This is a genomic window from Streptomyces sp. HB132 (assembly GCF_016909575.1).
GTDB lineage: Bacteria > Actinomycetota > Actinomycetes > Streptomycetales > Streptomycetaceae > Streptomyces.
The window spans coordinates 411,076-433,547 of record NZ_JAFBGA010000002.1 but is presented as its reverse complement, the minus strand read 5'-3'; the positions used below and the strand labels follow the sequence as shown (position 1 = coordinate 433,547).

Below are 22,472 nucleotides of genomic sequence, written 5' to 3'. Positions count from 1 at the left end.
GCAGTCGTCCCTGGCCCGGGTGTGTGGCCCCCCAGGGTGCGGGTGTGTGAGTGCCTACAGCGGCGGGGTTCCTTCGCCTGCCGAGTTGTAGCGCAGGAGGTACTCCGCGAACCGCTCGAGGTCGTTCGAGGTCCATGTGCCGAGGCGTTCCCGGTAGGCGGCTCGTCGACTGGCCTGCGTCGAGGCGAGAGCCTGGGTGCCGGCGGCCGTGGGGTGCAGCACCTGGATGCGCTGGTCTTCAGGGTCCGGATGGCGCTCGACCAGGCCCAGCTTCTCCAGTGTCGCGATCTGTCGGCTGACCGTCGACTTGTCCAGCATGTAGTGAGCCGCCAGATCGGTCGCGCGGCAGCCGTGCCGGTAGTCGATGTGGGCGAGCAGTGTGTACGAGACCAGCGGTAGGTCCGGGTGGAGCCGGGCCGCTGCCGAGCGCGCGCGGCGTGCGAAAGCGGTGAGCTCGCGCTGGATGACGTCCAGCGACTCCTCGCGTTCCCGGGGGGCGTCTGCCACGTGATTCACCTTCTCGAACTTAGTTGTATGCTACAACGAGAGTGAAAGTTGTAAAAGCCAACCACTGGAGGAGTGGCCGAATGTCCGCAGGTCCGATCTCCGCCCCCGGCCCGACCGCCGGCGCGCTGCGCCATGTGCTCAGTCATCTCGTTACGCCGTTGCTGATGTGTATCGGCATGGGGCTCGCCTATCTGGGGGCCTTCCACGCTCCGGAGCCGCACGACCTGAGGGTGGACGTCGTCGGCTCGGGAGCGAGCGCGCAGGTGCTTGCACAGTCCTTGCAGGACAAGGGGGACGGTGCATTGAGTGTGCGTACGGTAGCGGACCGGGACATCGCGGTGAACCATCTGCGGACGCAGCAGAGTTACGGTGCCTATGTGCCGGGCAGCCGCCCCGAGCTCATCGTGGCCAAGGCCTCGTCGGACACCAGCGCGACGGTCGTCCAGAGGGTCTTCACCGAGGTCGCCGCCGAGCAGGGCGCACCCCTCCAGGTGACGGACGTGGCGCCCACCGCGGACGGCGATCCGACCGGACAGGGGATCTTCTTCCTGCTGGTGGCGGTCAGTATCGGGTCCTACGCGTCGGTCGCGGTGATCGGTGGTGCGGGTGCGGTGCTGGCGCTGCGCCTCAGGGCCGGGCTCGCGATCGGCACGTCGTTGGTGGTGAGCGTGATCGGCGCCGCCTTCGCCGGGCCGGTGTTCGGGCTGGTGGACCATGGGCTCGGCGGGCTCTGGGCGATGGCGTGGCTCTATTCGGCGGGCATCCTGCTGATCGGGGTGGGCCTGCACACCTTCCTCAAGCGGTGGACCACGCTCGGGGTGATGCTGCTCTTCGTGATGCTCAACTTCACGAGTTCCGGAGGCATCTTCCGGCCTGAACTCCAGCCCGGCTTCTTCGGATCGCTGCACTCCTTCTGGAACGGCGCGGGCTTCGTCGAAGGCGTTCGCAGCCACGTGTACTTCGGCGGTCATGCCCTGAGCGGGCACCTTCTGGTGCTGGCTCTGTGGTTCGTGGCCGGACTGGTCGTCTTGGGTGTGGCGGGACTGGCCGAGGCGGGGCGGCGTCGGGCGTCCGAGGAGAAGGCGCGTGAGGTGGCGGCCGCGCGGGCTGCGGCCGGCGCCGAGGAGGAGATGGAAGAGGCCGTCGGGGTGTGACCTCCAACAGGTGCCCGCGGGCCATGGTGCCGAGCATGGGCACCTCTCCGGCTTCGAGGAGAGCCGGAGGGCATGGTGGCCCGCGCGGTTCCGGGGGCGTGCGTGCCGGGTGGCGCGGCTGTGCCTGTCCGTGCGGTGCCTGTACGTGGGTTTCGGTCCGTGGCGGTGTGCCGGGGCTCGGCCGTGTGGTGCGCTCCGGCTGGTGGATCCGCCTGGCTGGTCCGGCGTGGGACCCCGATCCGGCAGGGGGTGTCCACAGGCCGGCTTCCGGGCTGTCCACAGGGGCAGACGGCTGTCACGCAACGGTTGTACCGTCGTCCGCAGTTGATGTTGGTCGGACGGACCGGTTGTGAGCGAGGACGGGGGCGACTCCATGGGCGAAGTCGAGGAGACCGAGGCTGCGGTGCCGGTACAGCGGTCTGCGGGAGACGCGCGCATTCCGGTTGTTCCCGGGTTCGCGCGCCGGACGGCAGGCGGGGTGCGCACGTCCGGATCAGGGACCGTGTCCCCGAAGGCGGCCGGCAAAGCACTGCGGCTCGACGTGCCCCGTTCCGCGCACAGTTCCCTGGCGCTGCCCGCCGGACGGCCGGACGCGATACAGGCGGTCGAGGAGTCGAACCGGGATCGAGTGCCTGGCCTGACGCCCATACGGGTCGGGCGGATGTCGGCAACCCCGTTCGCGTTTCTCCGCGGCTCGGCAGGACTGATGGCACACGACCTGACGGGAACGCCGGTCACGGGCATCGGGGCCCAGCTATGTGGTGACGCGCACGCGGCCAACTTCGGCTTGTACGGCGATGCTCGGGGAAACCTGGTCATCGATCTCAACGACTTCGACGAGACGGTGTTCGGGCCGTGGGAGTGGGATCTCAAGCGGCTCACCACGTCGCTGGTGCTCGCGGGCCGGGAGGCCGGCGCGGACGAGGACACCTGCCGGCAGGGCGCGTACGACACCGTGGGCGCGTACCGGCGCACGATGCGTCTTCTGGCCCGGTTGCCCGCACTCGACGCGTGGAACGCCATCGCCGACGAGGAGCTCGTCTCGCACACCGACGCCCGGGATCTGCTCGGCACGCTGGAGCGGGTCTCCGCCAAGGCCCGTAACAACACGAGTGCCCGATTCGCCGCCAGGTCCACGGAGGAGTGCGAGGACGGCGGTCGCCGCTTCGTCGACGCATCGCCTGTGCTCCGCCGGGTGCCTGACGCGGAGGCGGCGGCCGTGGCGGCGGGACTCGAGGGCTATCTGGGGACGATCTCGGAGGACAGGGTTCCGCTGCTGGCCCGCTACGCGATCCACGATGTGGCGTTCCGGGTGGTCGGCACGGGAAGCGTGGGAACCCGGTCGTACGTGGTGCTCCTGCTCGACCACCGTGGCGAGCCGCTGGTCCTGCAGGTGAAGGAGGCCCGTCCCTCCGTGCTCTCCCCCTACCTCCCACAGGCCGGGTTCGAGGTACCTGGCGTGGAGCACGAGGGGCGCCGGGTGGTTCTCGGGCAGAAACGGATGCAGGTCGTCAGCGACATATTGCTCGGTTGGGCCGAGGTCGACGGCAGGTCCTACCAGGTGCGTCAGTTCAGGAATCGCAAGGGCAGCGTGGATCCGGCCGCGCTCGCGGCGGATCAGGTGGACGACTACGGGCGGATGACCGGGGCCCTGCTGGCCCGAGCCCATGCGCACAGCGCGGACCCCCGGCTGCTCGCGGGCTACTGCGGGAAGAACGCCGAGCTCGACGATGCTGTGGCCGATTTCGCCGTGACGTACGCGGACCGCACGGAGGCGGATCACGCTGAACTCGTGCGGGCTGTCCGGGCCGGGCGAATAGCCGCCGAGCCAGGCGTCTGAGCGCGTCCTGCGGCCACCGTGTGTGTTCGGGGCACGGGCCGTGGCCATACGCTGGACGGGTGACCCACGAAGCCGCCGGGGTGCCGACCACCCGGAACGACGAAGACCGGCAGAACCAGGACCGGCAGGACGAGCCGCAGCACGCGCAGGACGCGTCGCAGGGTGACGATCCGCGAGCCGATCCGGACGTGCCGCCGGTGGCGGAACCCGCCACCGGCGACACGGCTGGTGATCCTGCCGACAGTACGGGCGGTGCGGCGGGTGCCGACGCGAAGGCGGGTGAGGGCGGCGCTCCCCGGCCGGAGGAGCGGCTCGCGAAGGCCGTAAGGGTGGCTGAGCAGGCGCTGATCGAGTTCGAGATCGCGGTGGAGACGTTCCGGGTCGAGGTGGAGAACTTCTCCCGGCTCCACCACCAGAAGCTCGGCCCCATGTACGCACGCCTTGACGAGCTCGATGCGCAGATCGCGGAGGCTCGGGCCGCGAAGACGGGCGATCCGGAGGATCTCCGCAAGGCCCAGGAGGCGCGGGCCATTGTGATGCCGATGCCTGGAGTCGACGAGCTCTTCCACGACTGGATGGACTCGGACGGGCTCTCACCGGAGGCCTCGGCGATGCTGACCGAGCAGCCCGTCCGGCCGCCGAAGCGGGTCAGGCCGGGCGAGGAGGCGCGCAAGCTCTACCGGGAGCTGGCCCGAAAGGCTCATCCGGATCTGGCACCGGACGAGAACGAGCGGGCACGACGCGATGAATTCATCGCGCGGGTGAACGCGGCCTACGGACGCGGCGACGTCGCGTTGCTGAAGGAGCTGGCCGCCGAGTGGGAGTCGGGGCCTGTGGCGCCGGAGCTGCGACTCAGCGAGAGCGAGGAGCTCTACGCGCGGCTGGAGTGGCTCAGCCGCCGTAAAGAACTGCTGACGGTTCTTGCTCAGGAGCTGGAGGAGAGTGCGATCGGTTCGATGCTGAGGATGGCGCCGGAGGACCCCGACCGGCTTCTCGACGACATCGGCGAGAAGCTCCTCGCGGAGGTGTCCCAGCGTGAGGACGAGCTCGCTGGGCTGGTGCAGTAGCGTTCCGGATGACCCTGGCGCGTACGTACGAGAGAAGGCATTCCCATGAATTTCGCTCCGCTGCCCTCGGTGGACGCTGTCGCGGTTCCGTCGGACGGATTCGTGCTGGACGTCCGCGAGGACGACGAGTGGGCAGCCGGGCACGTCGAGGGCGCGCTGCACATTCCCATGAGTGACTTCGTGGGCCGCTTCGGTGAACTGACCGAAGCGGCCGACGACGGTCGGCGCGTGCATGTGATGTGCCGCGTCGGGGGCCGGTCCGCTCAGGTCACCCAGTACCTGGTGCAGCAGGGCATCGACGCCGTGAACGTCGAGGGCGGCATGCTGGCCTGGGACGGCGCCGAGCGTCCGATGGTCACGGACAACGGGAGCGCGGCCTTCGTCCTCTGACGGGCCTCTTCGGAGCCGTCCTCGCCGCCGTGCGGGGCCGGCTCCATCGCAACCGCCGCCGCACGGAACCGACGCGACGTCGTTCCCATGAGGGGTTCTTCGGCAGCGGGCGGCCTCGCCCCGCAGCTGCCTCAGGGATGCCTCCACAGCTGCCGTGTGTCTCTGCCGGCGCCTGTCGGACCGGCTTGAGCCAGCGGCCTGCTGCGCGCTTCTCCTGTCCGTTCACCTACGCGGACAGGCCGGCACCGGCGTACGTGTGTCGTGCCCGGCGCACAGGCACCGACGGGTGCCCGTGCGCCGGGCACGAGTGGTTCTTCTGGCGGGGCGGGCGCCTTGCGGTCGTCAGCGGTCGAAGTCGATTTCGACTTCGGGGGTGACGGCGTGGGACTGGCAGGCCAGGACGAAACCGGCCCCGGTCTCCTCCGGTTCGAGTGCGAAATTGCGGTCCATCCGGACTTCGCCGGAGACGAGGAAGGCCCGGCAGGTCCCGCACACTCCTCCCTTGCAGGCATACGGAGCGTCCGAGCGGCTTCGCAGCACCGTGTCCAGCAGTGATTCGCCGTCCTGGACCGGCCAGCTCCCCGACCGCCCGTCGAGGGTCGCCGTGAGCCGGCTCTCCGACGGTGCGGCGACCCGGGTCGCCGTCGGCGTGGCTGTCCCCTCGTCGGCTACGTGGAAGATTTCCTGGTGGACGCGTGACCGGTCGGCGCCGAGTGCGCGCAGCGCGCCTTCCGCCGCCCGCACCAGGCCGAGCGGCCCGCAGAGGAACCAGCCGTCCACGTCGGCTACCGGCAACAACGCGGGCAGCAGCCCGGTGAGCCGCTCGTGGTCCAGCCGACCCGAGGGGAGACCGGCGGCCTGTTCCTCCCGGGACAGCGCCGTCACCAGCTGGAAGCGGTCCGGATAGCGGTCCTTGAGGTCCGCCACCTCGTCGAGGAACATCGTCGACGAGGCCGTCCGGTCGCTGCGGATCAGACAGAAGCGCGCCAAGGGTTCTCGCGCCAGCAGTGTCGACGCCATCGACAGCACCGGCGTGATGCCGCTGCCACCGACGATCGCCGCGAAATGGCCGGGGCGCGGGGCGAGGACGAACCGGCCCATCGGAGCCATCGCCTCCACCTGGTCCCCGACGGCCAGCTCCTTGAGGGCGTATGTCGAGAACGCCCCTCCGTCGACCATGCGGATGCCGACCCGCAGCACAGGGTCACCCGGTTGCTCGGCGGCAGGTGCGCAAATCGAGTACGACCGCCGGATCTCCTCGCCACCGACGCTGTAGCGCACATTCAGGTGCTGGCCGGGAGTGTGGCGGAAGGTCTCGCGTAGTTCGGACGGCACGGCGAAGGTGACGGCCACCGCGTCGTCCGTGATCCGCTCGATCATGCTGACCCGGAGCAGATGGAACATCTACAACTCCTTGAAGTGGTCGAACGGTTCGCGGCAGGTCACACATCGACGCAGCGCCTTGCACGCCGTGGAGGAGAACCGGCTCAGCAACTCCGTGTCCGTCGATCCGCAGTGCGGACAGCGCACCGAGAGTGTCAGGGGCACCGGCCCGCCCGGATCGGTTCGCGGACGTGGTGGTGCTATGCCGAACTCGGCGAGCTTGCGGCGCCCTTCGTCGCTGATGTCGTCCGTCGACCAGGCCGGGGCCAGGACCGTGACCACGGACACCTCGGCGACGCCGTGGTCGAGCAGCACACGCTCGATGTCGGCCGACATCGTTTCGATGGCGGGGCATCCTGTGTAGGTCGGAGTGAGACGCACCGTGACCTTGTCCGGCCCGTCCACCCGTACTCCCCGGAGCACCCCGAGCTCGTCCAGGGTGAGCACCGGCAGTTCCGGGTCGGGCACGGAGCCCGCCAGCCGGTGGAGCTCCGCTTCCAGCTGGGTCTCGGTGGTCACCATGATGCCCCCGGGTGGCTGCGGTGCAGGTGCTGCATCTCTGCGAGCATCCGCCCGAACGGTTCCGTGTGCAGGCCCTGCCGGCCCGCTCCGGCAGCCCACGCCCCGGACTGCGGCCCTGACGGGACCGCCAGGGTGGCCCGCTCCACCACGGAGGTGACTGCTGCGAGCCAGCCGTCGCGCAGGGCTGGCCGGTCGATGTCGATTCCTTCGACGGGCTCGAACAGCTCTCCGGTGAACCGCCACAGCGCGTCCAGTGCGAGCTGCATGCGCTCATGGCTTTCCGTGGTGCCGTCACCGAGTCGCAGGACCCACTGCTCTGCATGATCCCGGTGATAGGCGACTTCCTTGACGGCCTTGGCCGCGAGATCCGCGAACTCACCCTCGCCCGCGGCCAGCTCCTCGTACAGCAGATGCTGGTAGACGGAGAAGTACAGCTGACGGGCCATGGTGTGGGCGAAGTCGCCGTTCGGCTGCTCGACCAGTTGGACGTTGCGGAAGGCCCGCTCCTCGCGGAGGTAGGCCAGCTGGTCCTCGTCCCCCACGAACGAGAGCAGCATCCTGGCCTGCCCCAGCAGGTCCAGGGCGATGTTGGCCAGAGCCACATCCTCCTCCAGCACGGGGGCGTGGCCCGCCCACTCCCCCAGCCGGTGCGAGAGCACCAGCGCGTCGTCGCCCAGGGCGAGAGCCGCGGTCACAGGTGCTTCACCCCTTCCGGGATGTCGTAGAACGTGGGGTGGCGGTAGGGCTTGTCGCCTGCGGGTTCGAAGAACGAGTCCTTCTCGTCAGGCGAGGAGGCCGTGATCTCCGTCGAGGGGACCACCCAGAGGGATACGCCTTCCGAGCGGCGCGTGTACAGATCGCGCGCGTTACGCAGGGCCATTTCGGCGTCCGGTGCGTGCAGGCTGCCCGCGTGGGTGTGGGACAGCCCGCGCCGGGAACGCACGAACACCTCCCACAGGGGCCAGTCGGTCGAGCTGCTCATGCGGTCGCCTCCACGGGCTGGGCGGTTGCTCCGGCGGTGCCGGACCGTGCCGAGTGCTTGTCTGCGTATGCTGCTGCCGCGTCGCGGACCCAGGCGCCCTCTTCGTGTGCCTTCCGGCGCTGGGTGAGCCGCTGTTCGTTGCAAGGGCCGTTGCCCTTGAGGACCTCCTGGAACTCCGTCCAGTCGATCTCCCCGTAGTCGTGCTGCCCGAGCTCCTCGTTCCACCGGATGTCGGGGTCGGGGAGGGTGAGGCCCAGCGCCTGTGCCTGAGGGACGCAGATGTCGACGAAACGCCGGCGCAGCTCGTCGTTGGAGTGCCGTTTGATCTTCCAGGCCATCGACTGCGCCGAGTGCGCCGAGGCGTCGTCGGGCGGACCGAACATCATCAGGGAGGGCCACCACCAGCGGTTCACCGCGTCCTGCGCCATCTCGTGCTGGGCGGGGGTGCCGTGGCTGAGGGCGAGCAGCAGCTCGTAACCCTGTCGCTGGTGGAAGGACTCCTCCTTGCAGATGCGGACCATCGCACGCGCGTACGGGCCGTAGGAGCAACGGCAGAGAGGCACCTGGTTGGTGATCGCGGCGCCGTCGACGAGCCAGCCGATCGCGCCCACGTCCGCCCAGGTCAGCGTCGGGTAGTTGAAGATGGAGGAATAGCGCTGGCGACCTGCGTGCAGTTTGTCGAGCAGTTCCTCGCGGCTGGTGCCGAGCGTCTCCGCGGCGCTGTAGAGATAGAGGCCGTGCCCGGCCTCGTCCTGCACCTTCGCCATCAGGATGGCCTTGCGGCGCAGCGAGGGCGCCCTGGAGATCCAGTTGGCCTCCGGCTGCATGCCGATGATCTCGGAATGGGCGTGCTGGGCCATCTGGCGGACCAGCGAGGCCCGGTACGCCTCCGGCATCCAGTCACGGGGCTCGATCCGGTCGTCCGCCGCCACCGCGGCGTCGAATGCCGCGAGGTGCGCCGCTTCCGCTTCCTCCGCCGTGCCTGCTGTCCCCTGCGTCGTCTGGTCCGCAGTCACTGCCGCCATCCCGGGCTCCCTACCGACCGATCGTTCGGTCCATGGACTTCAATGGTGAGCCGGAGGCCCGTAGGGTGTCAACCCTGTGGATAACTGAGTGGTGATCGACGGTGATCGGGGCAGGATGGACGCGGACCACGGTGGGCGCAGGGGAACCGAGACGAAGCTCGCCTGGCCCGGTGTGACTGACCGCCCGGAAGCGGACGAGGGCCCGGAGTCCGCACCTGCGGGGATACCGGGGGCCGAGGCGGAACACTCCCGAGAACCGGTCGCCGCGGAGTGTTCGGACCATGGCTCCGCGCCGGCCGGACGCGGTCCGGACGGCGGTGTGGCCGCGCTCTCTCTTCCATATCAGATCGTGGCGGCGATCGCGGCGTCCCTCATAGGGCTGCTGGCCTGCGCACACGTGGCCATGATCTTTCTGCACGTCGCGCCGTCCAACACGCTGACGAAGCAGCACGGCGAGGTGGTTGACGACTGGGTCTTCCCGGAGTTCGAGCAGAACTGGAAGCTCTTCGCGCCCAATCCGCTCCAGCAGAACATCTCCGTACACGTACGGGCGGAGTTGGAGGACAACGGTGCGGACGGCAGCAGCATCACCCGCTGGATCAATCTCTCGCGTGAGGACGGCGAGGCGATACGCGGAAACGTCCTCCCCAGTCACGTCGACCAGAACGAGCTTCGCCGTGCCTGGGACTTCTACACCGGCTCCCACGACAGCGAGAACCGCCCCAACGGCCTGAGGGGCGAGCTGTCCGAGCGCTACATCCGCCGCATCGTCATGCTGCGCCTCGCCGAGCACGGTTACGGCGGAGCCGTCGAGCGGATCCAGGTCCGGTCCGCCGTGCGTTCCGTCGCGGCCCCGGAGTGGAGCAACGAGAAGATCAGCACGAAGGCGGAGTACAGGGAACTCCCATGGTGGACCGTGACGCCCTCCGACCTCCCCGGGACGGCGTCGGCGGACCAGGCTTCGCAGCTCCGGAAGGCGGAGAAGTGAGCGCCCCGGCCCCGATTCAGGAGCGCGCCGGTACCGTCGGCCGCTCGCTCGGCCGCGCCGGGCGGCGCGTCACCGCCTCCCCCCTCGGTGCCTACCAGAGCGCCGTCGTCCGGATCGGTGTGTCCGCCACCTACCTCCTGTTCCTGCTGCGGGAGTTGCCGCACCGCCACGAGCTGTACGGGCCCGACGGCCCGTGGAGCTGGGACATGGCGCGCCGCCTCATCAGCAACAACGACTCCTTCACCGTCCTGATGTGGTCGGACGGCACGGTCTGGTTCGAGACCGTGTACGTGATCACCCTGCTATCGGCCGCGCTGCTGATGACCGGCTGGCGGACCAGGGCCTCATCCGTTCTGTTCATGGCCGGTGTGCTCTCCCTGCAGAACCGCAGCATCTTCATGGGCGACGGCGGCGACAACGTCATCCACCTGATGGCCGTCTATCTGGTGCTGACGCGCTGCGCGCGGGTCTGGTCGCTGGACGCGCGCCGTCTGTCGCGGAGCGCCCTGTGCCGTGCGGAGGGAGACCGGCCACCCCGTGACGTCGTCGGGCCGGTCCTGTGGGCGGTGCTCGGCTGTGTTCTGCTGCCCGCCACCCTCATGGGAGGCCTCGGCGGCACATGGTGGCTGCCGTCCCTCCTGTGGGTGCTGTGGCTGGGGAACGGCGCCTGGTGGGCCCTGAACCGGTACGCGCCGGATCACGAGCTGCGCGCACTCTTCGATGTCCTGGCCAACCTGGCCCACAACGCCGCTCTTCTCGTGATCATGGCCGAGGTGTGTCTCGTCTACGCGACCGCAGGCTGGTACAAGATCCAGGGCTCCCGCTGGCAGGACGGCACCGCGATCTACTACCCGCTCAAGCTGGATTACTTCGCCCCGTGGCCGGGCCTCTCAGGGCTGCTGGCCTCCAGCGCCCTGGCGGTCATGGTGTTGACGTACGCCACGGTCATCGTGCAGGTCGCCTTCCCGTTCACGCTGTTCAACCGGCGGGTCAAGAACGTCCTGCTGGTTCTCATGATCGGTGAGCACGCCGGGATCGCCGTGCTGCTGGGGCTGCCCTTCTTCTCCATGGCGATGATCGCCGCGGACGCCGTCTTCCTTCCGACGGTCTTCCTGGTGTGGCTGGGACAGAAGGGCTGGCTCGTCCGGCAGCGCCTGATCTCCCGGGCGGCGGGCGGACTGCGGCTCCCCGGGCAGCGTCGGGCGGTGCCGGACGACGAGGAGGCCCCGCGCGGCGGCGGTGGCAGTGGCCATACGCTCGTCGGGTGACCAGCGAGACCGGAAGTACAGAAGAGCCCCAGGTGGAAGCGGCGCCCGATCCGTCCGCGGAACCGATCCAGTACGACGACGGGTACGGCGCCGTGATCGGCGTCGGGCCGCACCCGCTGCCCTGGCCCGAGGGGGAGCGCTACGACCCGGAGCTCCTCGCCCACGGTGACCGGCGCAATGTGGGTGACGCCTACAGGTACTGGACGAGGGAGGCGATCGTCGCCGATCTCGACCTCCGGCGCCACGACTTCCATGTGGCGGTGGAGAACTGGGGCCATGACTTCAACATCGGTTCGGTGGTACGCACCGCCAACGCCTTCCTCGCGAAGGAGATCCACATCGTGGGGCGGCGGCGCTGGAACCGGCGGGGTGCCATGGTCACCGACCGCTACCAGCACGTGCGGCACCACCCTGACACGGCGGACCTGACCGCCTGGGCCGCGGCCGAGGGGCTGCCGATCATCGGGATCGACAATCTTCCGGGGGCCGTGCCGCTGGAGCGGACGGAGCTGCCACGGCGGTGCGTGCTGCTGTTCGGGCAGGAGGGCCCGGGACTGACGGAGGAGGCGCGCAGGCACGCTTCGACGGTGTGCTCGATCGCTCAGTTCGGCTCGACGCGCTCGATCAACGCCGGCGCGGCGGCGGCCATCGCCATGCACGCCTGGGTGCAGCGGTACGCGGATATCCCGGACCCACGCGGCGGCTGACCGGTGGAGCGGATCTCCGCTCCACCGGACGCCCACGGACCACCCGACCCCGGGCCTTGCGCGTGAAGCGCGTTCAGGCCTGGCGGCGGACCTCCACCACCCGGAAACGGTTGGACACGAAAGCCCCGTCGCAGAGTGCCGCGTTGGCCGCCGGATTGCCTCCCGAACCGTGGAAGTCCGAGAAGGCCGCCGTCTGGTTGACGAACACACCGCCGGTGAGATTCAGCGAGAGCTGAGCCGATTCGTCGAAACAGACGTCCTCCACCGCGCGTTCCACCTCGGGGGAGGTGGTGTACGCACCGACGGTCATGGCGCCCTTCTCGCGGATCGTGCGGCGCAGCAGGTCCAATGCGTCATCGGTCGAGTCGACGGCGACCGCGAACGAGACCGGGCCGAAGCACTCCGAAAGATAGGCCGCCCCGTCGTCGGGCTTCGTCCCGTCGAGCTTCACGAGGACCGGGGTGCGGACCACGGCGTCGGGGAAGTCGGGGTTGGCCACCGGTCGGGAGGCGAGCGCGACGTCGCCCAGGGCCGCGGCTCCTTCCAGCCGTGCCTTCACGTCCGGGTTCACCAGGGCGCCGAGCAGTCCGTTGGCCCGGGCGTCGTCACCGAGGAGCCCCTTCACCGCCTCGGCGAGATCCGCCACCACGTCCTCGTAGGACTTGGCGCCCGCGTCGGTCGTGATGCCGTCGCGCGGGATGAGCAGATTCTGAGGAGTGGTGCACATCTGACCGCTGTAGAGGGAGAGCGAGAAGGCCAGGTTGGAGAGCATGCCCCGGTAGTCGTCGGTGGAGTCCAGGACGATCGTGTTGACCCCGGCTTTCTCCGTGTAGACCTGTGCCTGACGGGCGTTGGCCTCCAGCCAGTCACCGAAGGCGGTGGAACCCGTGTAGTCGATGATCTTGATTTCGGGCCGTACCGCGAGGTCCTTGGCGATGCCCTCGCCGGGCCGCTCCGTCGCCAGGGCGACGAGGTTCGGGTCGAAGCCCGCCTCGGCCAGCACCTCGCGCGCCAGCTGAACGGTGAGCGCCAGGGGGAGAACGGCCCGCGGGTGCGGCTTGACCAGAACGGCGTTGCCGGTCGCCAGGGAGGCGAAGAGACCCGGATAGCCGTTCCACGTGGGGAAGGTGTTGCAGCCGATCAGCAGGGAGACGCCGCGTCCTGCCGCCGTGAACGACTTGTGCAGCCGCAGCGGGTCACGCTTGCCCTGGGGCTTCGACCAGTCGGCGCTGTGCGGCGTGCGCGTCTGCTCCGCGTACGCGTAGGCCACGGCCTCCAGGCCGCGGTCCTGGGCGTGCGGTCCGCCCGCCTGGAAGGCCATCACGAAAGCCTGTCCGCTGGTGTGCATCACGGCGTGGGCCAGCTCGTGCGTACGGGCGCTGATCCGGGCGAGGATCTCCAGACAGACAAGAGCCCGCGCCTCGGGCCCCGCCGCCCGCCAGGAGGCCATTGCTGCGCCCATGACGGGAAGCAGGACGTCCGGGTCCGCGTGCGGATACTCGACGCCGAGCTCCGGCCCGTAGGGCGAGACTTCTCCGCCCGTCCAGCCGTCGGTGCCGGGCTGGCCGAGCTCCAGCCGGGTGTTGAGCACGGCGTCGAACGCCGCCTTGCCCTCGGCCGCGCCGAGGCTGCCGGGGAGGCCTCCCTCGCCGTAGGCCTTCGGGTGCTCGGGATGCGGTGACCAGTAGGCGCGCGTACGGATCGCGTCGAGGGCCTGGTCGAGCGTCGGGCGGTGGATCTCGGACAGCTTCTCGGGGGAAAGCTCGGCGGCCATGACGGACCAACTCCTCGTCGAGCCGGGCAGGGATGTGCTGACGGAGTTAGAGTAACCGAACGATCGGTCGGGACAAGGGGTCCCGGAAACCTGTGGACAAGTCATGGGGGAGGATCGCGGTCATGACCACGGCCAAGCGGGACACGTACACCCCGGAGACACTCCTGACGGTTGCCGTCCGTGTCTTCAACGAGCGCGGCTACGACGGCACGTCGATGGAGCACCTGTCCAGGGCGGCCGGCATCTCCAAGTCATCCATCTACCACCACGTGGCGGGCAAGGAGGAGCTTCTCAGGCGAGCGGTGAGCCGGGCGCTCGACGGACTCTTCGGCATTCTCGACGAGACCGGGGCGATACACGGGCGCGCGATCGGCAGGGTCGAGTACGTCACGCGCCGTACGGTCGAGGTGCTCATGGAGGAGTTGCCGTACGTGACGCTGCTGCTGCGCGTGCGAGGCAACACGACAACGGAGCGCTGGGCTCTGGAGCGCCGACGGGAATTCGATCAGCGGGTGTCCGAGCTGCTGAAGGCCGCCGTGGCGGAGGGAGACCTCCGGGCGGACGTGGACATACGCCTGGCGACCCGGCTGCTGTTCGGCATGGTGAACTCGCTGGTCGAGTGGTACCGCCCGCAGCCGGGAGGGTCCCCCGAGACGGAGCAGCTCGCCGACACCGTCGTCCAGCTGGCCTTCGAGGGCATGCGGGCCGGCTGACCGGGCCTGGTCCCGATCGAGGGACCTAGGCGATCTCGGCCGGGCGGTCCGGGCGCGGGCCGAGGTCCGTCTCCTCGAACACCAGCAGGGTGCGGGTGGACAGCACCTCGGGTATTGCCTGGATGCGGGTCAGGACCAGCTCGCGCAGAGCCTGGTTGTCCGGCGTGTGCACGAGGAGCAGGACGTCGAAGTCGCCGCTGACCAGTGCGATGTGGGTGGCGCCCGGAAGCGCTTGGAGCTGTTCGCGGACAGTGCGCCACGAGTTCTGGACGATCTTGAGCGTGATGTACGCGGAGGCCGCCTGACCCGCCCTCTCGTGATTCACGCGTGCGCTGAAGCCGCGGATCACGCCGTCCTCGACGAGTCTGTTGATGCGGGCGTACGCGTTGGCTCGCGAGACGTGGACGCGTTCAGCGACGGCCCGTATCGAGGCGCGGCCGTCCGTGCGGAGGATGCGCAGGATGGCACGGTCCGTGGAATCCAGCGGCCGTGCGGGCGGAATGCGGCCCGGGTCTCCGCCCTCGTCGGCCATTTGTTCAGCTGTCATCTGCCCGCGCCTCCCTGTTGTGGACGACCTGCCCCTATCCCAGGCTGTGGAGAACCGTTTGTCCACAGGCTGGAGGTGCCTGTAGCCAAATTGCGCCGACGACCGAACAATCGGTAGGTGAGGCACACCACACCGTGCCCTGCCCACGCCCCGCCATTCCTGCGGATTTCGACACCCCTCGATGTATCTCGATGCCAGGAGGTGCTTGTCATGACGGTCCAGGAGCTGCCCGGCGCAGCCGCCTACAGGCCCACGCCGCCCCCGGCCTGGAAGCCGCTCACCGATCCCGCGCCGCTGCTCCCGGATCCGGAGCCGCTCCGCGTGCTCGGTACGGACGCGGCGGCCGGTGCCGATCCCGAGCTGCTGTTGAGGCTCTACGCCGAGCTGGTTCGCGGTCGCCGGTACAACGCTCAGGCCACCGCACTGACCAAGCAGGGCAGGCTCGCGGTGTATCCGTCGAGCACCGGTCAGGAGGCCTGTGAGATCGCGGCGGCGCTCGTGCTGGAGGACCGTGACTGGCTCTTTCCCAGCTATCGCGACACCCTCGCCGCGGTGGCCCGTGGCCTGGACCCCGTGGAGGCGCTGACGCTGCTGCGAGGGGACCGGCACACCGGTTACGACCCGCGTGAGCACCGCATCGCCCCGCTGTGCACGCCGCTGGCCACCCAGTTGCCGCATGCCGTGGGCCTTGCGCACGCGGCCCGGCTCAAGGGGGACGACGTGGTCGCCCTCGCGATGGTCGGCGACGGCGGGACGAGTGAGGGCGACTTCCACGAGGCGTTGAACTTCGCTGCCGTCTGGCGGGCGCCGGTCGTGTTCCTCGTCCAGAACAACGGCTTCGCGATCTCGGTGCCTCTGGCCAAGCAGACCGCGGCGCCGTCCCTCGCCCACAAGGCCGTCGGATACGGGATGCCAGGTCGCCTGGTCGACGGTAACGACGCGGCCGCGGTGCACCAGGTGCTGAGCGAAGCTGTGGCCCGGGCCAGGCGGGGGGAGGGGCCGACGCTCGTCGAGGCGGTCACCTACCGGATGGACGCCCACACCAACGCCGACGACGCCACCCGATACCGCGGCGACAGCGAGGTGGAGGCGTGGCGCGCGCACGACCCGATCGTGCTTCTCGAGCGGGAGCTGACCGGGCGCGGGCTGCTGGACGAGGACGGCATCAAGACGGTGCGGGAGGCGGCGGAACGTATGGCGGAGAGGCTGCGGGAGCAGATGAACGCCGATCCGGTGCTCGACCCCATGGACCTCTTCGCCCATGTCTACGAGGAGCAGACCGGGCAGTTGCGGGAGCAGGCGGCACGGCTGCGGGGCGAGCTGGACGCCGAGCACGGCCCGCACGACGAGAGCGGCGCGGAGGAGGGGCGATGAGCACCGTCACGGCGACGGCCGGTGGGAGGACCGGCCGGGCCAAGCCGGCCACGATGGCACAGGCCCTGGGGCGGGCGTTGCGCGACTCGATGGCCGAGGACCCGACGGTGCACGTCCTCGGTGAGGACGTCGGGACACTCGGTGGCGTCTTCCGCGTCACCGACGGCTTGGCGAAGGAGTTCGGCGACGAGCGCTGCACGGACACGCCACTGGCCGAGGCGGGGATCCTCGGCGCGGCCGTGGGCATGGCGATGTACGGGCTGCGGCCCGTGGTGGAGATGCAGTTCGACGCCTTCGCGTATCCAGCGTTCGAGCAGCTGGTCAGCCACGTCGCCAAGATGCGGAACCGAACGGGGGGCGCCATGCCGCTCCCGATCACGGTGCGCGTGCCGTACGGCGGTGGGATCGGAGGGGTCGAGCACCACAGCGACTCCTCGGAGGCTTACTACATGGCGACGCCCGGCCTGCACGTGGTCATGCCCGCCACGGTCGACGACGCGTACGGGCTGTTGAGGGAGTCGATCGCCTCAGACGATCCGGTGGTCTTCCTGGAACCGAAGAGGCTCTACTGGTCCAAGGCCGACTGGTCACCGGATGCGCCGGCCCCGGTCGAGCCCATCGGGCGTGCCGTGGTCCGGCGCTCCGGGCGCAGCGCAACCTTGATCACCTACGGACCGTCGCTTCCGGTGTGCCTGGAGGCGGCCGAGGCGGCGACGGCCGAGGGATGGGACCTCGAAGTGGTCGACCTGCGCTCGCTGGTTCCCTTCGACGACGAGACCGTCGCCGCGTCGGTCCGCCGCACGGGCCGCGCGGTGGTCGTCCACGAGTCGTCCGGTTTCGGCGGCCCGGGCGGTGAGATCGCGGCTCGCGTCACGGAGCGGTGCTTCCATCATCTGGAGGCACCGGTCCTGCGCGTCGCCGGGTTCGACATTCCCTATCCGCCGCCGATGCAGGAGCGGCACCATCTGCCGGGTGTGGACCGTGTGCTCGACGCGGTCGCCCGTCTTCAGTGGGAGGCCGAGAGCTGATGGCGAAGGTGCTCGAATTCAAGCTGCCGGACCTGGGCGAGGGGCTGACCGAGGCCGAGATCGTGCGCTGGCTGGTTGAGGTCGGCGACGTCGTGGCAGTCGACCAGCCCGTCGTCGAGGTCGAGACGGCCAAGGCCATGGTTGAGGTCCCCTGCCCGTACGGGGGTGTGGTGACGGCGCGATACGGCGAGGAAGGCCTGGAGCTTCCGGTCGGCGCACCGCTGTTGACCGTTGCTGTCGGATCGGCGGAGCCGGTGACGGGGCACGCGGCTTCCGGCGGGTCCGCGGGCGGCGGCGCGGAGGACGAGTCGTCCGGCAACGTGCTGGTCGGTTACGGCACGGGCGCACCGGCGGCGCGCAGACGCCGGGTCAGGCCCGCTCCTGTCTCGGCCACCACCGCGGCACCGGTCTCAGCCGCGAATCCGGTCTCGGATCCGGATCCGGGCGCGACCGTGGCATCGGTCGCGACTGCGGCACGGGCCACGAGCGCCGTTCCGGACTCGGCTGCGGCACCGGTCTCGGCCAAGACGTCGGCCAGGGCATCGGCGCTCGGCGTGGAGGAGCCGCAGGGACCTGTCGCCGTCATCTCCCCACTGGTCCGGAAACTGGCGCGGCAGCACGGGCTGGACCTCCGGCACGTCGTCGGTACAGGGCGGGACGGACTGATCCTGCGTACCGATGTGGAGTACGCGATCAAGGCCGCGGACGAGGCGCCCGCGGACGCAGTCCCGCAGGCCGGGCCGGAGCCCGTCCCGTCTGCCGAGCGGATCCCGCTGCGCGGGGTCCGGGGCGCGGTCGCCGAGAAGCTGTCGCGCAGTCGGCGTGAGATCCCGGATGCCACCTGCTGGGTCGATGCCGACGCCACCGAGCTGATGGCGGCGCGGTCCGCGATGAACGCGGCCGGCGGTCCTGCCGCGGGGCCGAAGGTGTCGGTGCTCGCCCTGCTGGCTCGAATCTGCACGGCGGCTCTGGCGCGGTTCCCCGAGCTCAACTCGACCGTGGACGCCGACGCGCGGGAGATCGTTCGGCTGCCCGGAGTCCACCTGGGCTTCGCCGCACAGACGGAGCGTGGCCTGGTCGTTCCGGTGGTCCGGGACGCCCATACGCGGAACGCGGAGTCGATCGGGGCGGAGATCGCCCGGCTGACGGAGGCGGCCCGCGACGGGAAGCTGACCCCGGCGCAGCTCACCGGGGGGACGTTCACCCTGAACAACTACGGCGTGTTCGGTGTCGACGGGTCGACTCCGATCATCAACCATCCGGAAGCGGCCATGCTCGGAGTCGGACGGATCATGCCCAAGCCCTGGGTGCACGAGGGTGAGCTGGCGGTCCGCCACGTCGTACAGCTCTCGCTCACCTTCGATCACCGGGTCTGCGACGGCGGCACGGCGGGAGGCTTCCTGAGGTTCGTGGCCGACTGTGTGGAACAGCCGGTGATGCTGCTGCGCACGCTGTAGTGGGATCGTCCTGGATCGGCCCCGTCCCGTGGTTCTCGTGACTTCGGTCCCCGGGGGACCGTCCTGGGCGGGTGGCCCGCATACTCGGGGGCATGACCGCGTATGACGCCATCGTTCTTGCCGGAGGGGCTGCGAAACGCCTCGGGGGAGCCGACAAGCCAGGGCTTCGCGTGGGCGGCCGTGCACTGCTCGACAGGGTGCTCGCCGTCTGCGCCGAAGCCGGGCACACCGTGGTGGTGGGCGGGCGCAGACCCACCGTGCGCCCCGTCACCTGGGCGCGGGAAGTGCCTGCGGGCGGAGGCCCCTTGGCCGCGCTCGGGGCGGGCGTACGTCACACGGATGCGGAGAGCGTCCTGGTGCTCTCAGCGGATCTGCCGTTCCTGGGGGAGGAGACCGTGCGCGCGTTGCTCGCCGCAGCGGATTCGGACGCCCGCGAGGGCGCTCTGTGTACGGATCCGGACGGCCGGGACCAGCCGCTGGTCGCCGTCTACCGTGCCGAGCCCCTGCGCCGTGAGCTCGCCCTTCTCGCCACCGAGTACGGCAGCCTCGCCGGTCTCCCGCTGCGGTTGCTGACGGCCGAGCTGGATCTTGCACGCGTGCAGGCCGGTCCGCTCGCCTCGTTCGACTGCGACACCTGGGAAGACATTGCTGCCGCCAGGACGCGGATCAGGGAGCATGGGACCGTGCTGGACGAATGGATCACCGCAGTCAAGAACGAACTGGGCATCGAACTCGACGTCGACACCGACGTCCTGCTCGACCTCGCCCGTGATGCCGCGCACGGTGTCGCCCGGCCGGCCGCGCCGCTGACCACCTTCCTGGTGGGGTACGCGGCGGCGATGGCCAGCAGCGGCAAGAGCCCGGAGGCCGCGGCTGAGGCGGTGGCCGAAGTCTCTCGCAAGGCCACTGCCCTCGCGCTCCGGTGGGAGGAGGAAACGGAGGCGGGCAGCGGTCCCGGTGCGCCATGACCGCGCCCCGAGGCGAAGCGCGGGCGGCCGAAGAGAAACGGGCGGCCGAAGAGGCGCGGGCGGCCGAGGAGGAACGGGCGGCCGAGGAGGAACGGGCCGTCGAACAGGCACTGGCCCTCGTCGGACGTCAGCCGCCGGCGGGGCATGCCCCGCGGGATCCGTCCGGCATGGCGACTTCGGCTTCCTCGCCGACGCCGACAGAGCCGGACACGCACACCACCCCCACCCCCGGCTCCCGCACTCCAGGCTCCCCGCCATCGGGTTTCCCCACCCCCGGCTCCCGCACTCCAGGCTCCCCGCCACCGGGTTCCCCTGACCCGGCCTCGGGTGGGCCGGGCGGCCCGGCACCTGCGGGCCCTTCCAGCCGACACGGTGCCTCGTCGGCTCGACGTGACCCCTCCTCTTCGGGCGCCCACCGGGTAAGGGCCACCGCCTGGGCGGACGCACATGCCCTGGCCGAGCGTCTCGGTCGTGCTGCTCCGCTGGGCGCCCACCGGCTCCCTCTGGACCGGGCTCTCGGGCATGTCCTGGTCGAGGCCGTTGTCGCGCTCACCGATCTGCCGCCGTTCGACACCTCGGCGATGGACGGCTGGGCTGTCGCGGGGCCGGGCCCCTGGGCAGTGCGGGAGGGCGAAGGGCTGCTCGCCGGGCGCGGTGCGTCGGAACCGCTGCCGGACGGTCAAGCCCTCCGGATCGCAACCGGCGCACGCCTACCGGCGGATGCCACCGCCGTCATCCGCAGCGAGCACGCACGCTACGACGAGGCCAAGGGTCTGCTGCACGCCACCCGTGAAGTCCTCCCCGGCCAGGACATTCGGCCCCGGGGCCAGGAATGCCGGTCCGGTGACGAACTCCTCCCCGTGGGAACCGTGGTGACTCCGCCCGTTCTCGGACTGGCGGCTGCCGCGGGTTACGACGCCCTCGTGGCCGCACCGCGCCCCCGCGTGGACGTCTTCGTCCTCGGTGACGAGCTCCTCACCGCGGGGCTCCCACGGGAAGGGCTGATCAGGGACGCGCTCGGCCCCATGCTGGCCCCTTGGCTCCGCGCTCTGGGGGCTGAGGTCGCCGAGCCCAGGCGCCTCGGCGATGACGCCGAGGCGCTCCGTCAAGCTCTCATCTCGTCCGATGCCGATCTCATCCTCACCACGGGTGGGACGGCATCCGGCCCGGTGGACCATGTCCACCCGGTCCTCGCCGGCATCGGAGCCGAGCTGCTGGTCGACGGGGTGGCTGTGCGTCCCGGTCATCCGATGCTGCTGGCGCGACTCGCCGCGGGTGGCCCTTGCCTCGTGGGCCTGCCCGGCAACCCCCTCGCTGCGGTGTCCGGGCTGCTGACGCTGGCCGAGCCCCTGCTGCGGGGACTCGCAGGCAGGCCCGCCCAGGACCGCTACGGCGCACCCGTCCACGAAGAGGTGCACGGGCACCCGCATGACACCCGGCTGATCCCCGTGGTCCATCGCGAGGAAGGCGTCGTGCCCCTCCATTACAACGGCCCCGCCATGCTCCGGGGGATGGCCGCCGCGGACGGGCTGGCCGTGGTGCCGCCCGGCGGGGTACGGTCCGGCACCGAGGTGGAGATCCTCGATCTACCGTGGGCCTCGGCATCGCCGTGGACGGAAGGGTGTTTCACGTGAAACTTCCCGGCCACGACGCAATGGCCAGGCGTGCGGACGAACATGTCGTCCCGACCCGGGTACTTCTGCCCCGTCGGGTGGTCGACAGGCCGCTGCGTCAGGTCGCCAAGCGATTGGCGATGGCTCTCACGGTGCTGGCCGCCACGGTGTTCATCGTCTGGGCCGACCGGAGCGGGTACCACGACAACGCCGACAACAAGGTCGACTTCCTCGACGCCGTCTACTACGCCACAGTCACGCTGTCGACGACCGGCTACGGCGACATCGTCCCGTACAGCGACCCTGCCCGGCTCGTGAACGTGGTGCTGGTGACCCCGCTGCGCGTGCTCTTCCTGATCATCCTGGTCGGTACCACCCTTGAGGTCCTGACGGAACGGACCCGGGAGGACTTTCGGCTGAACCGTTGGAGAAGCAACTTGCGTGAACACACCGTGGTCGTCGGGTTCGGCACGAAGGGCCGATCGGCGATCCAGACGCTCTGTGCCACCGGCCTGAAGAAGGACCAGATCGTCATCGTCGACCCGGCCGGCAAGGTGATCGAAGCCGCCAACGCCGAAGGATTCGTCGGTGTGCTGGGTGACGCGACGCGCAGCGATGTGCTGTTGCGAGCCGAACTTCAGAAGGCTCGTCAGATCATCATCGCCACCCAGCGCGATGACACCGCCGTACTTGTCGCCTTGACCGCGCGTCAGCTCAATCGGGGCGCGAAGATCGTGGCGGCCGTGCGCGAGGAGGAGAACGCGCCACTGCTGCGGCAGTCCGGCGCCGATGCCGTGATCACCAGTGCGAGCGCTGCGGGCCGTCTGCTCGGGCTGTCCGTCCTCAGTCCCAGTGCCGGCACGGTGATGGAGGACCTGATCCAGCAGGGCAGCGGACTCGACCTGGTCGAACGGCCGGTGATAAAGGCCGAGGTGGGCAGGAACGTCCGGGAGACCGACGACCTGGTGGTCAGTGTTCTGCGTGGCCACCGGCTCCTCGGTTACGACGATCCGGCGGCCAGTCCCCTGCAACTGACTGACCGGGTGATCACGATCGTGCGGGCCTCACCGCTGCACACCTCGCCGACGAGCCATCCCCAGCAGCCCAACCAGCGGTCCTGAGGACAGGACCAGGGCTCAGCGCAGCAACCGGGCGCGGCGCAGCC

Annotated in this window: 22 protein-coding genes; 14 read left to right on the top strand and 8 right to left on the bottom strand. The window is 70.0% G+C overall.

The annotated features are described in order from the left end of the window. Window positions 1-54: 54 nt before the first annotated feature. On the bottom strand, window positions 55-507 hold the full coding sequence (locus JOC24_RS06230; protein WP_205019094.1) for a MarR family winged helix-turn-helix transcriptional regulator: 453 nt from the start codon (window positions 505-507) through the stop codon (window positions 55-57). An 80-nt stretch (window positions 508-587) separates the two neighbouring features. Between JOC24_RS06230 and JOC24_RS06225 the strand changes: the two genes are divergently transcribed. The 4 genes from JOC24_RS06225 to JOC24_RS06210 all read left to right on the top strand — a co-directional run bounded on the left by JOC24_RS06225 (window position 588) and on the right by JOC24_RS06210 (window position 4,958). Further along, on the top strand, window positions 588-1,661 hold the full coding sequence (locus JOC24_RS06225) for an ABC-2 transporter permease (RefSeq protein WP_205019093.1): 1,074 nt from the start codon (window positions 588-590) through the stop codon (window positions 1,659-1,661). 373 nt (window positions 1,662-2,034) lie between these two features. Then, window positions 2,035-3,501 (top strand): DUF2252 domain-containing protein, encoded by a 1,467-nt coding sequence (locus JOC24_RS06220; protein ID WP_205019337.1) that lies wholly within the window; start codon window positions 2,035-2,037, stop codon window positions 3,499-3,501. A 59-nt stretch (window positions 3,502-3,560) separates the two neighbouring features. Continuing rightward, window positions 3,561-4,568, top strand: coding sequence for a J domain-containing protein (locus JOC24_RS06215; protein WP_205019092.1), 1,008 nt, complete (start codon window positions 3,561-3,563; stop codon window positions 4,566-4,568). Window positions 4,569-4,613: 45 nt separating this feature from the next. After that, the gene (locus JOC24_RS06210) at window positions 4,614-4,958 is read left to right on the top strand and encodes a rhodanese-like domain-containing protein (protein WP_205019091.1); all 345 of its coding nucleotides are present in this window, start codon (window positions 4,614-4,616) and stop codon (window positions 4,956-4,958) included. Between the two features lie 342 nt (window positions 4,959-5,300). On the opposite strand, the gene JOC24_RS06205 is transcribed toward JOC24_RS06210, so the two are convergent. The 5 genes from JOC24_RS06205 to paaA are packed head-to-tail and all read right to left on the bottom strand — an operon-like array spanning window position 5,301 to window position 8,870. Then, the gene (locus JOC24_RS06205) at window positions 5,301-6,362 is read right to left on the bottom strand and encodes a 2Fe-2S iron-sulfur cluster-binding protein (protein ID WP_205019090.1); all 1,062 of its coding nucleotides are present in this window, start codon (window positions 6,360-6,362) and stop codon (window positions 5,301-5,303) included. After that, window positions 6,363-6,863, bottom strand: coding sequence for a 1,2-phenylacetyl-CoA epoxidase subunit PaaD (paaD, locus tag JOC24_RS06200; RefSeq protein WP_239579794.1), 501 nt, complete (start codon window positions 6,861-6,863; stop codon window positions 6,363-6,365). Then, window positions 6,857-7,558, bottom strand: a complete 702-nt coding sequence (paaC, locus tag JOC24_RS06195; protein WP_205019089.1) for a 1,2-phenylacetyl-CoA epoxidase subunit PaaC — start codon at window positions 7,556-7,558, stop codon at window positions 6,857-6,859. Before paaC ends, paaD begins: the two co-directional genes overlap by 7 nt. Further along, window positions 7,555-7,845, bottom strand: a complete 291-nt coding sequence (gene paaB, locus JOC24_RS06190) for a 1,2-phenylacetyl-CoA epoxidase subunit PaaB (RefSeq protein WP_055553366.1) — start codon at window positions 7,843-7,845, stop codon at window positions 7,555-7,557. The genes paaC and paaB overlap by 4 nt, the downstream gene beginning before the upstream one ends. Then, window positions 7,842-8,870: a 1,2-phenylacetyl-CoA epoxidase subunit PaaA gene (gene paaA / locus JOC24_RS06185; RefSeq protein ID WP_205019088.1), complete on the bottom strand. Its 1,029-nt coding sequence runs from the start codon at window positions 8,868-8,870 to the stop codon at window positions 7,842-7,844. Before paaA ends, paaB begins: the two co-directional genes overlap by 4 nt. A gap of 115 nt (window positions 8,871-8,985) precedes the next feature. On the opposite strand from paaA, the gene JOC24_RS06180 reads away from it, so the two are divergent. Genes JOC24_RS06180 through JOC24_RS06170 form a run of 3 tightly spaced genes read left to right on the top strand, consistent with a single transcriptional unit; the run spans window position 8,986 to window position 11,833 of the window. Beyond that, complete coding sequence (locus JOC24_RS06180; RefSeq protein WP_239579930.1) at window positions 8,986-9,858, top strand: DUF5819 family protein; 873 nt, start codon at window positions 8,986-8,988, stop codon at window positions 9,856-9,858. Then, window positions 9,855-11,126 (top strand): HTTM domain-containing protein, encoded by a 1,272-nt coding sequence (locus JOC24_RS06175; RefSeq protein WP_205019086.1) that lies wholly within the window; start codon window positions 9,855-9,857, stop codon window positions 11,124-11,126. The genes JOC24_RS06180 and JOC24_RS06175 overlap by 4 nt, the downstream gene beginning before the upstream one ends. After that, on the top strand, window positions 11,123-11,833 hold the full coding sequence (locus JOC24_RS06170) for a TrmH family RNA methyltransferase (protein ID WP_205019085.1): 711 nt from the start codon (window positions 11,123-11,125) through the stop codon (window positions 11,831-11,833). The genes JOC24_RS06175 and JOC24_RS06170 overlap by 4 nt, the downstream gene beginning before the upstream one ends. 73 nt (window positions 11,834-11,906) lie before the next feature. On the opposite strand, the gene paaN is transcribed toward JOC24_RS06170, so the two are convergent. Then, window positions 11,907-13,607 carry a phenylacetic acid degradation protein PaaN gene (paaN, locus tag JOC24_RS06165; protein ID WP_205019084.1) on the bottom strand — a complete coding sequence of 567 codons (1,701 nt, stop codon included), beginning with the start codon at window positions 13,605-13,607 and terminating at the stop codon, window positions 11,907-11,909. A gap of 122 nt (window positions 13,608-13,729) precedes the next feature. Between paaN and JOC24_RS06160 the strand changes: the two genes are divergently transcribed. Further along, on the top strand, window positions 13,730-14,320 hold the full coding sequence (locus JOC24_RS06160) for a TetR/AcrR family transcriptional regulator (RefSeq protein ID WP_205019083.1): 591 nt from the start codon (window positions 13,730-13,732) through the stop codon (window positions 14,318-14,320). Window positions 14,321-14,345: 25 nt separating this feature from the next. Here the strand turns inward: JOC24_RS06160 and JOC24_RS06155 are convergent, their stop codons facing one another. Next, window positions 14,346-14,867, bottom strand: coding sequence for an Lrp/AsnC family transcriptional regulator (locus tag JOC24_RS06155; RefSeq protein WP_205019082.1), 522 nt, complete (start codon window positions 14,865-14,867; stop codon window positions 14,346-14,348). A 210-nt stretch (window positions 14,868-15,077) separates the two neighbouring features. Here JOC24_RS06155 and pdhA point away from each other — a divergent pair, with 210 nt between their 5' ends. From pdhA to JOC24_RS06125, 6 genes are all read left to right on the top strand, one after another. Then, the gene (gene pdhA, locus JOC24_RS06150) at window positions 15,078-16,241 is read left to right on the top strand and encodes a pyruvate dehydrogenase (acetyl-transferring) E1 component subunit alpha (protein WP_205019081.1); all 1,164 of its coding nucleotides are present in this window, start codon (window positions 15,078-15,080) and stop codon (window positions 16,239-16,241) included. Then, the gene (locus tag JOC24_RS06145) at window positions 16,238-17,269 is read left to right on the top strand and encodes an alpha-ketoacid dehydrogenase subunit beta (RefSeq protein WP_205019080.1); all 1,032 of its coding nucleotides are present in this window, start codon (window positions 16,238-16,240) and stop codon (window positions 17,267-17,269) included. The genes pdhA and JOC24_RS06145 overlap by 4 nt, the downstream gene beginning before the upstream one ends. Beyond that, window positions 17,269-18,726 (top strand): dihydrolipoamide acetyltransferase family protein, encoded by a 1,458-nt coding sequence (locus JOC24_RS06140; RefSeq protein ID WP_205019079.1) that lies wholly within the window; start codon window positions 17,269-17,271, stop codon window positions 18,724-18,726. The genes JOC24_RS06145 and JOC24_RS06140 overlap by 1 nt, the downstream gene beginning before the upstream one ends. Window positions 18,727-18,818: 92 nt before the next feature. Next, complete coding sequence (locus JOC24_RS06135; RefSeq protein ID WP_205019078.1) at window positions 18,819-19,694, top strand: NTP transferase domain-containing protein; 876 nt, start codon at window positions 18,819-18,821, stop codon at window positions 19,692-19,694. Further along, entirely contained in the window at window positions 19,691-21,328 is a 1,638-nt protein-coding gene (locus JOC24_RS06130) for a molybdopterin molybdotransferase MoeA (RefSeq protein WP_239579790.1), read from the top strand. Before JOC24_RS06135 ends, JOC24_RS06130 begins: the two co-directional genes overlap by 4 nt. Next, the gene (locus tag JOC24_RS06125) at window positions 21,286-22,428 is read left to right on the top strand and encodes a potassium channel family protein (protein ID WP_307792642.1); all 1,143 of its coding nucleotides are present in this window, start codon (window positions 21,286-21,288) and stop codon (window positions 22,426-22,428) included. The genes JOC24_RS06130 and JOC24_RS06125 overlap by 43 nt, the downstream gene beginning before the upstream one ends. Window positions 22,429-22,472 lie beyond the last annotated feature (44 nt).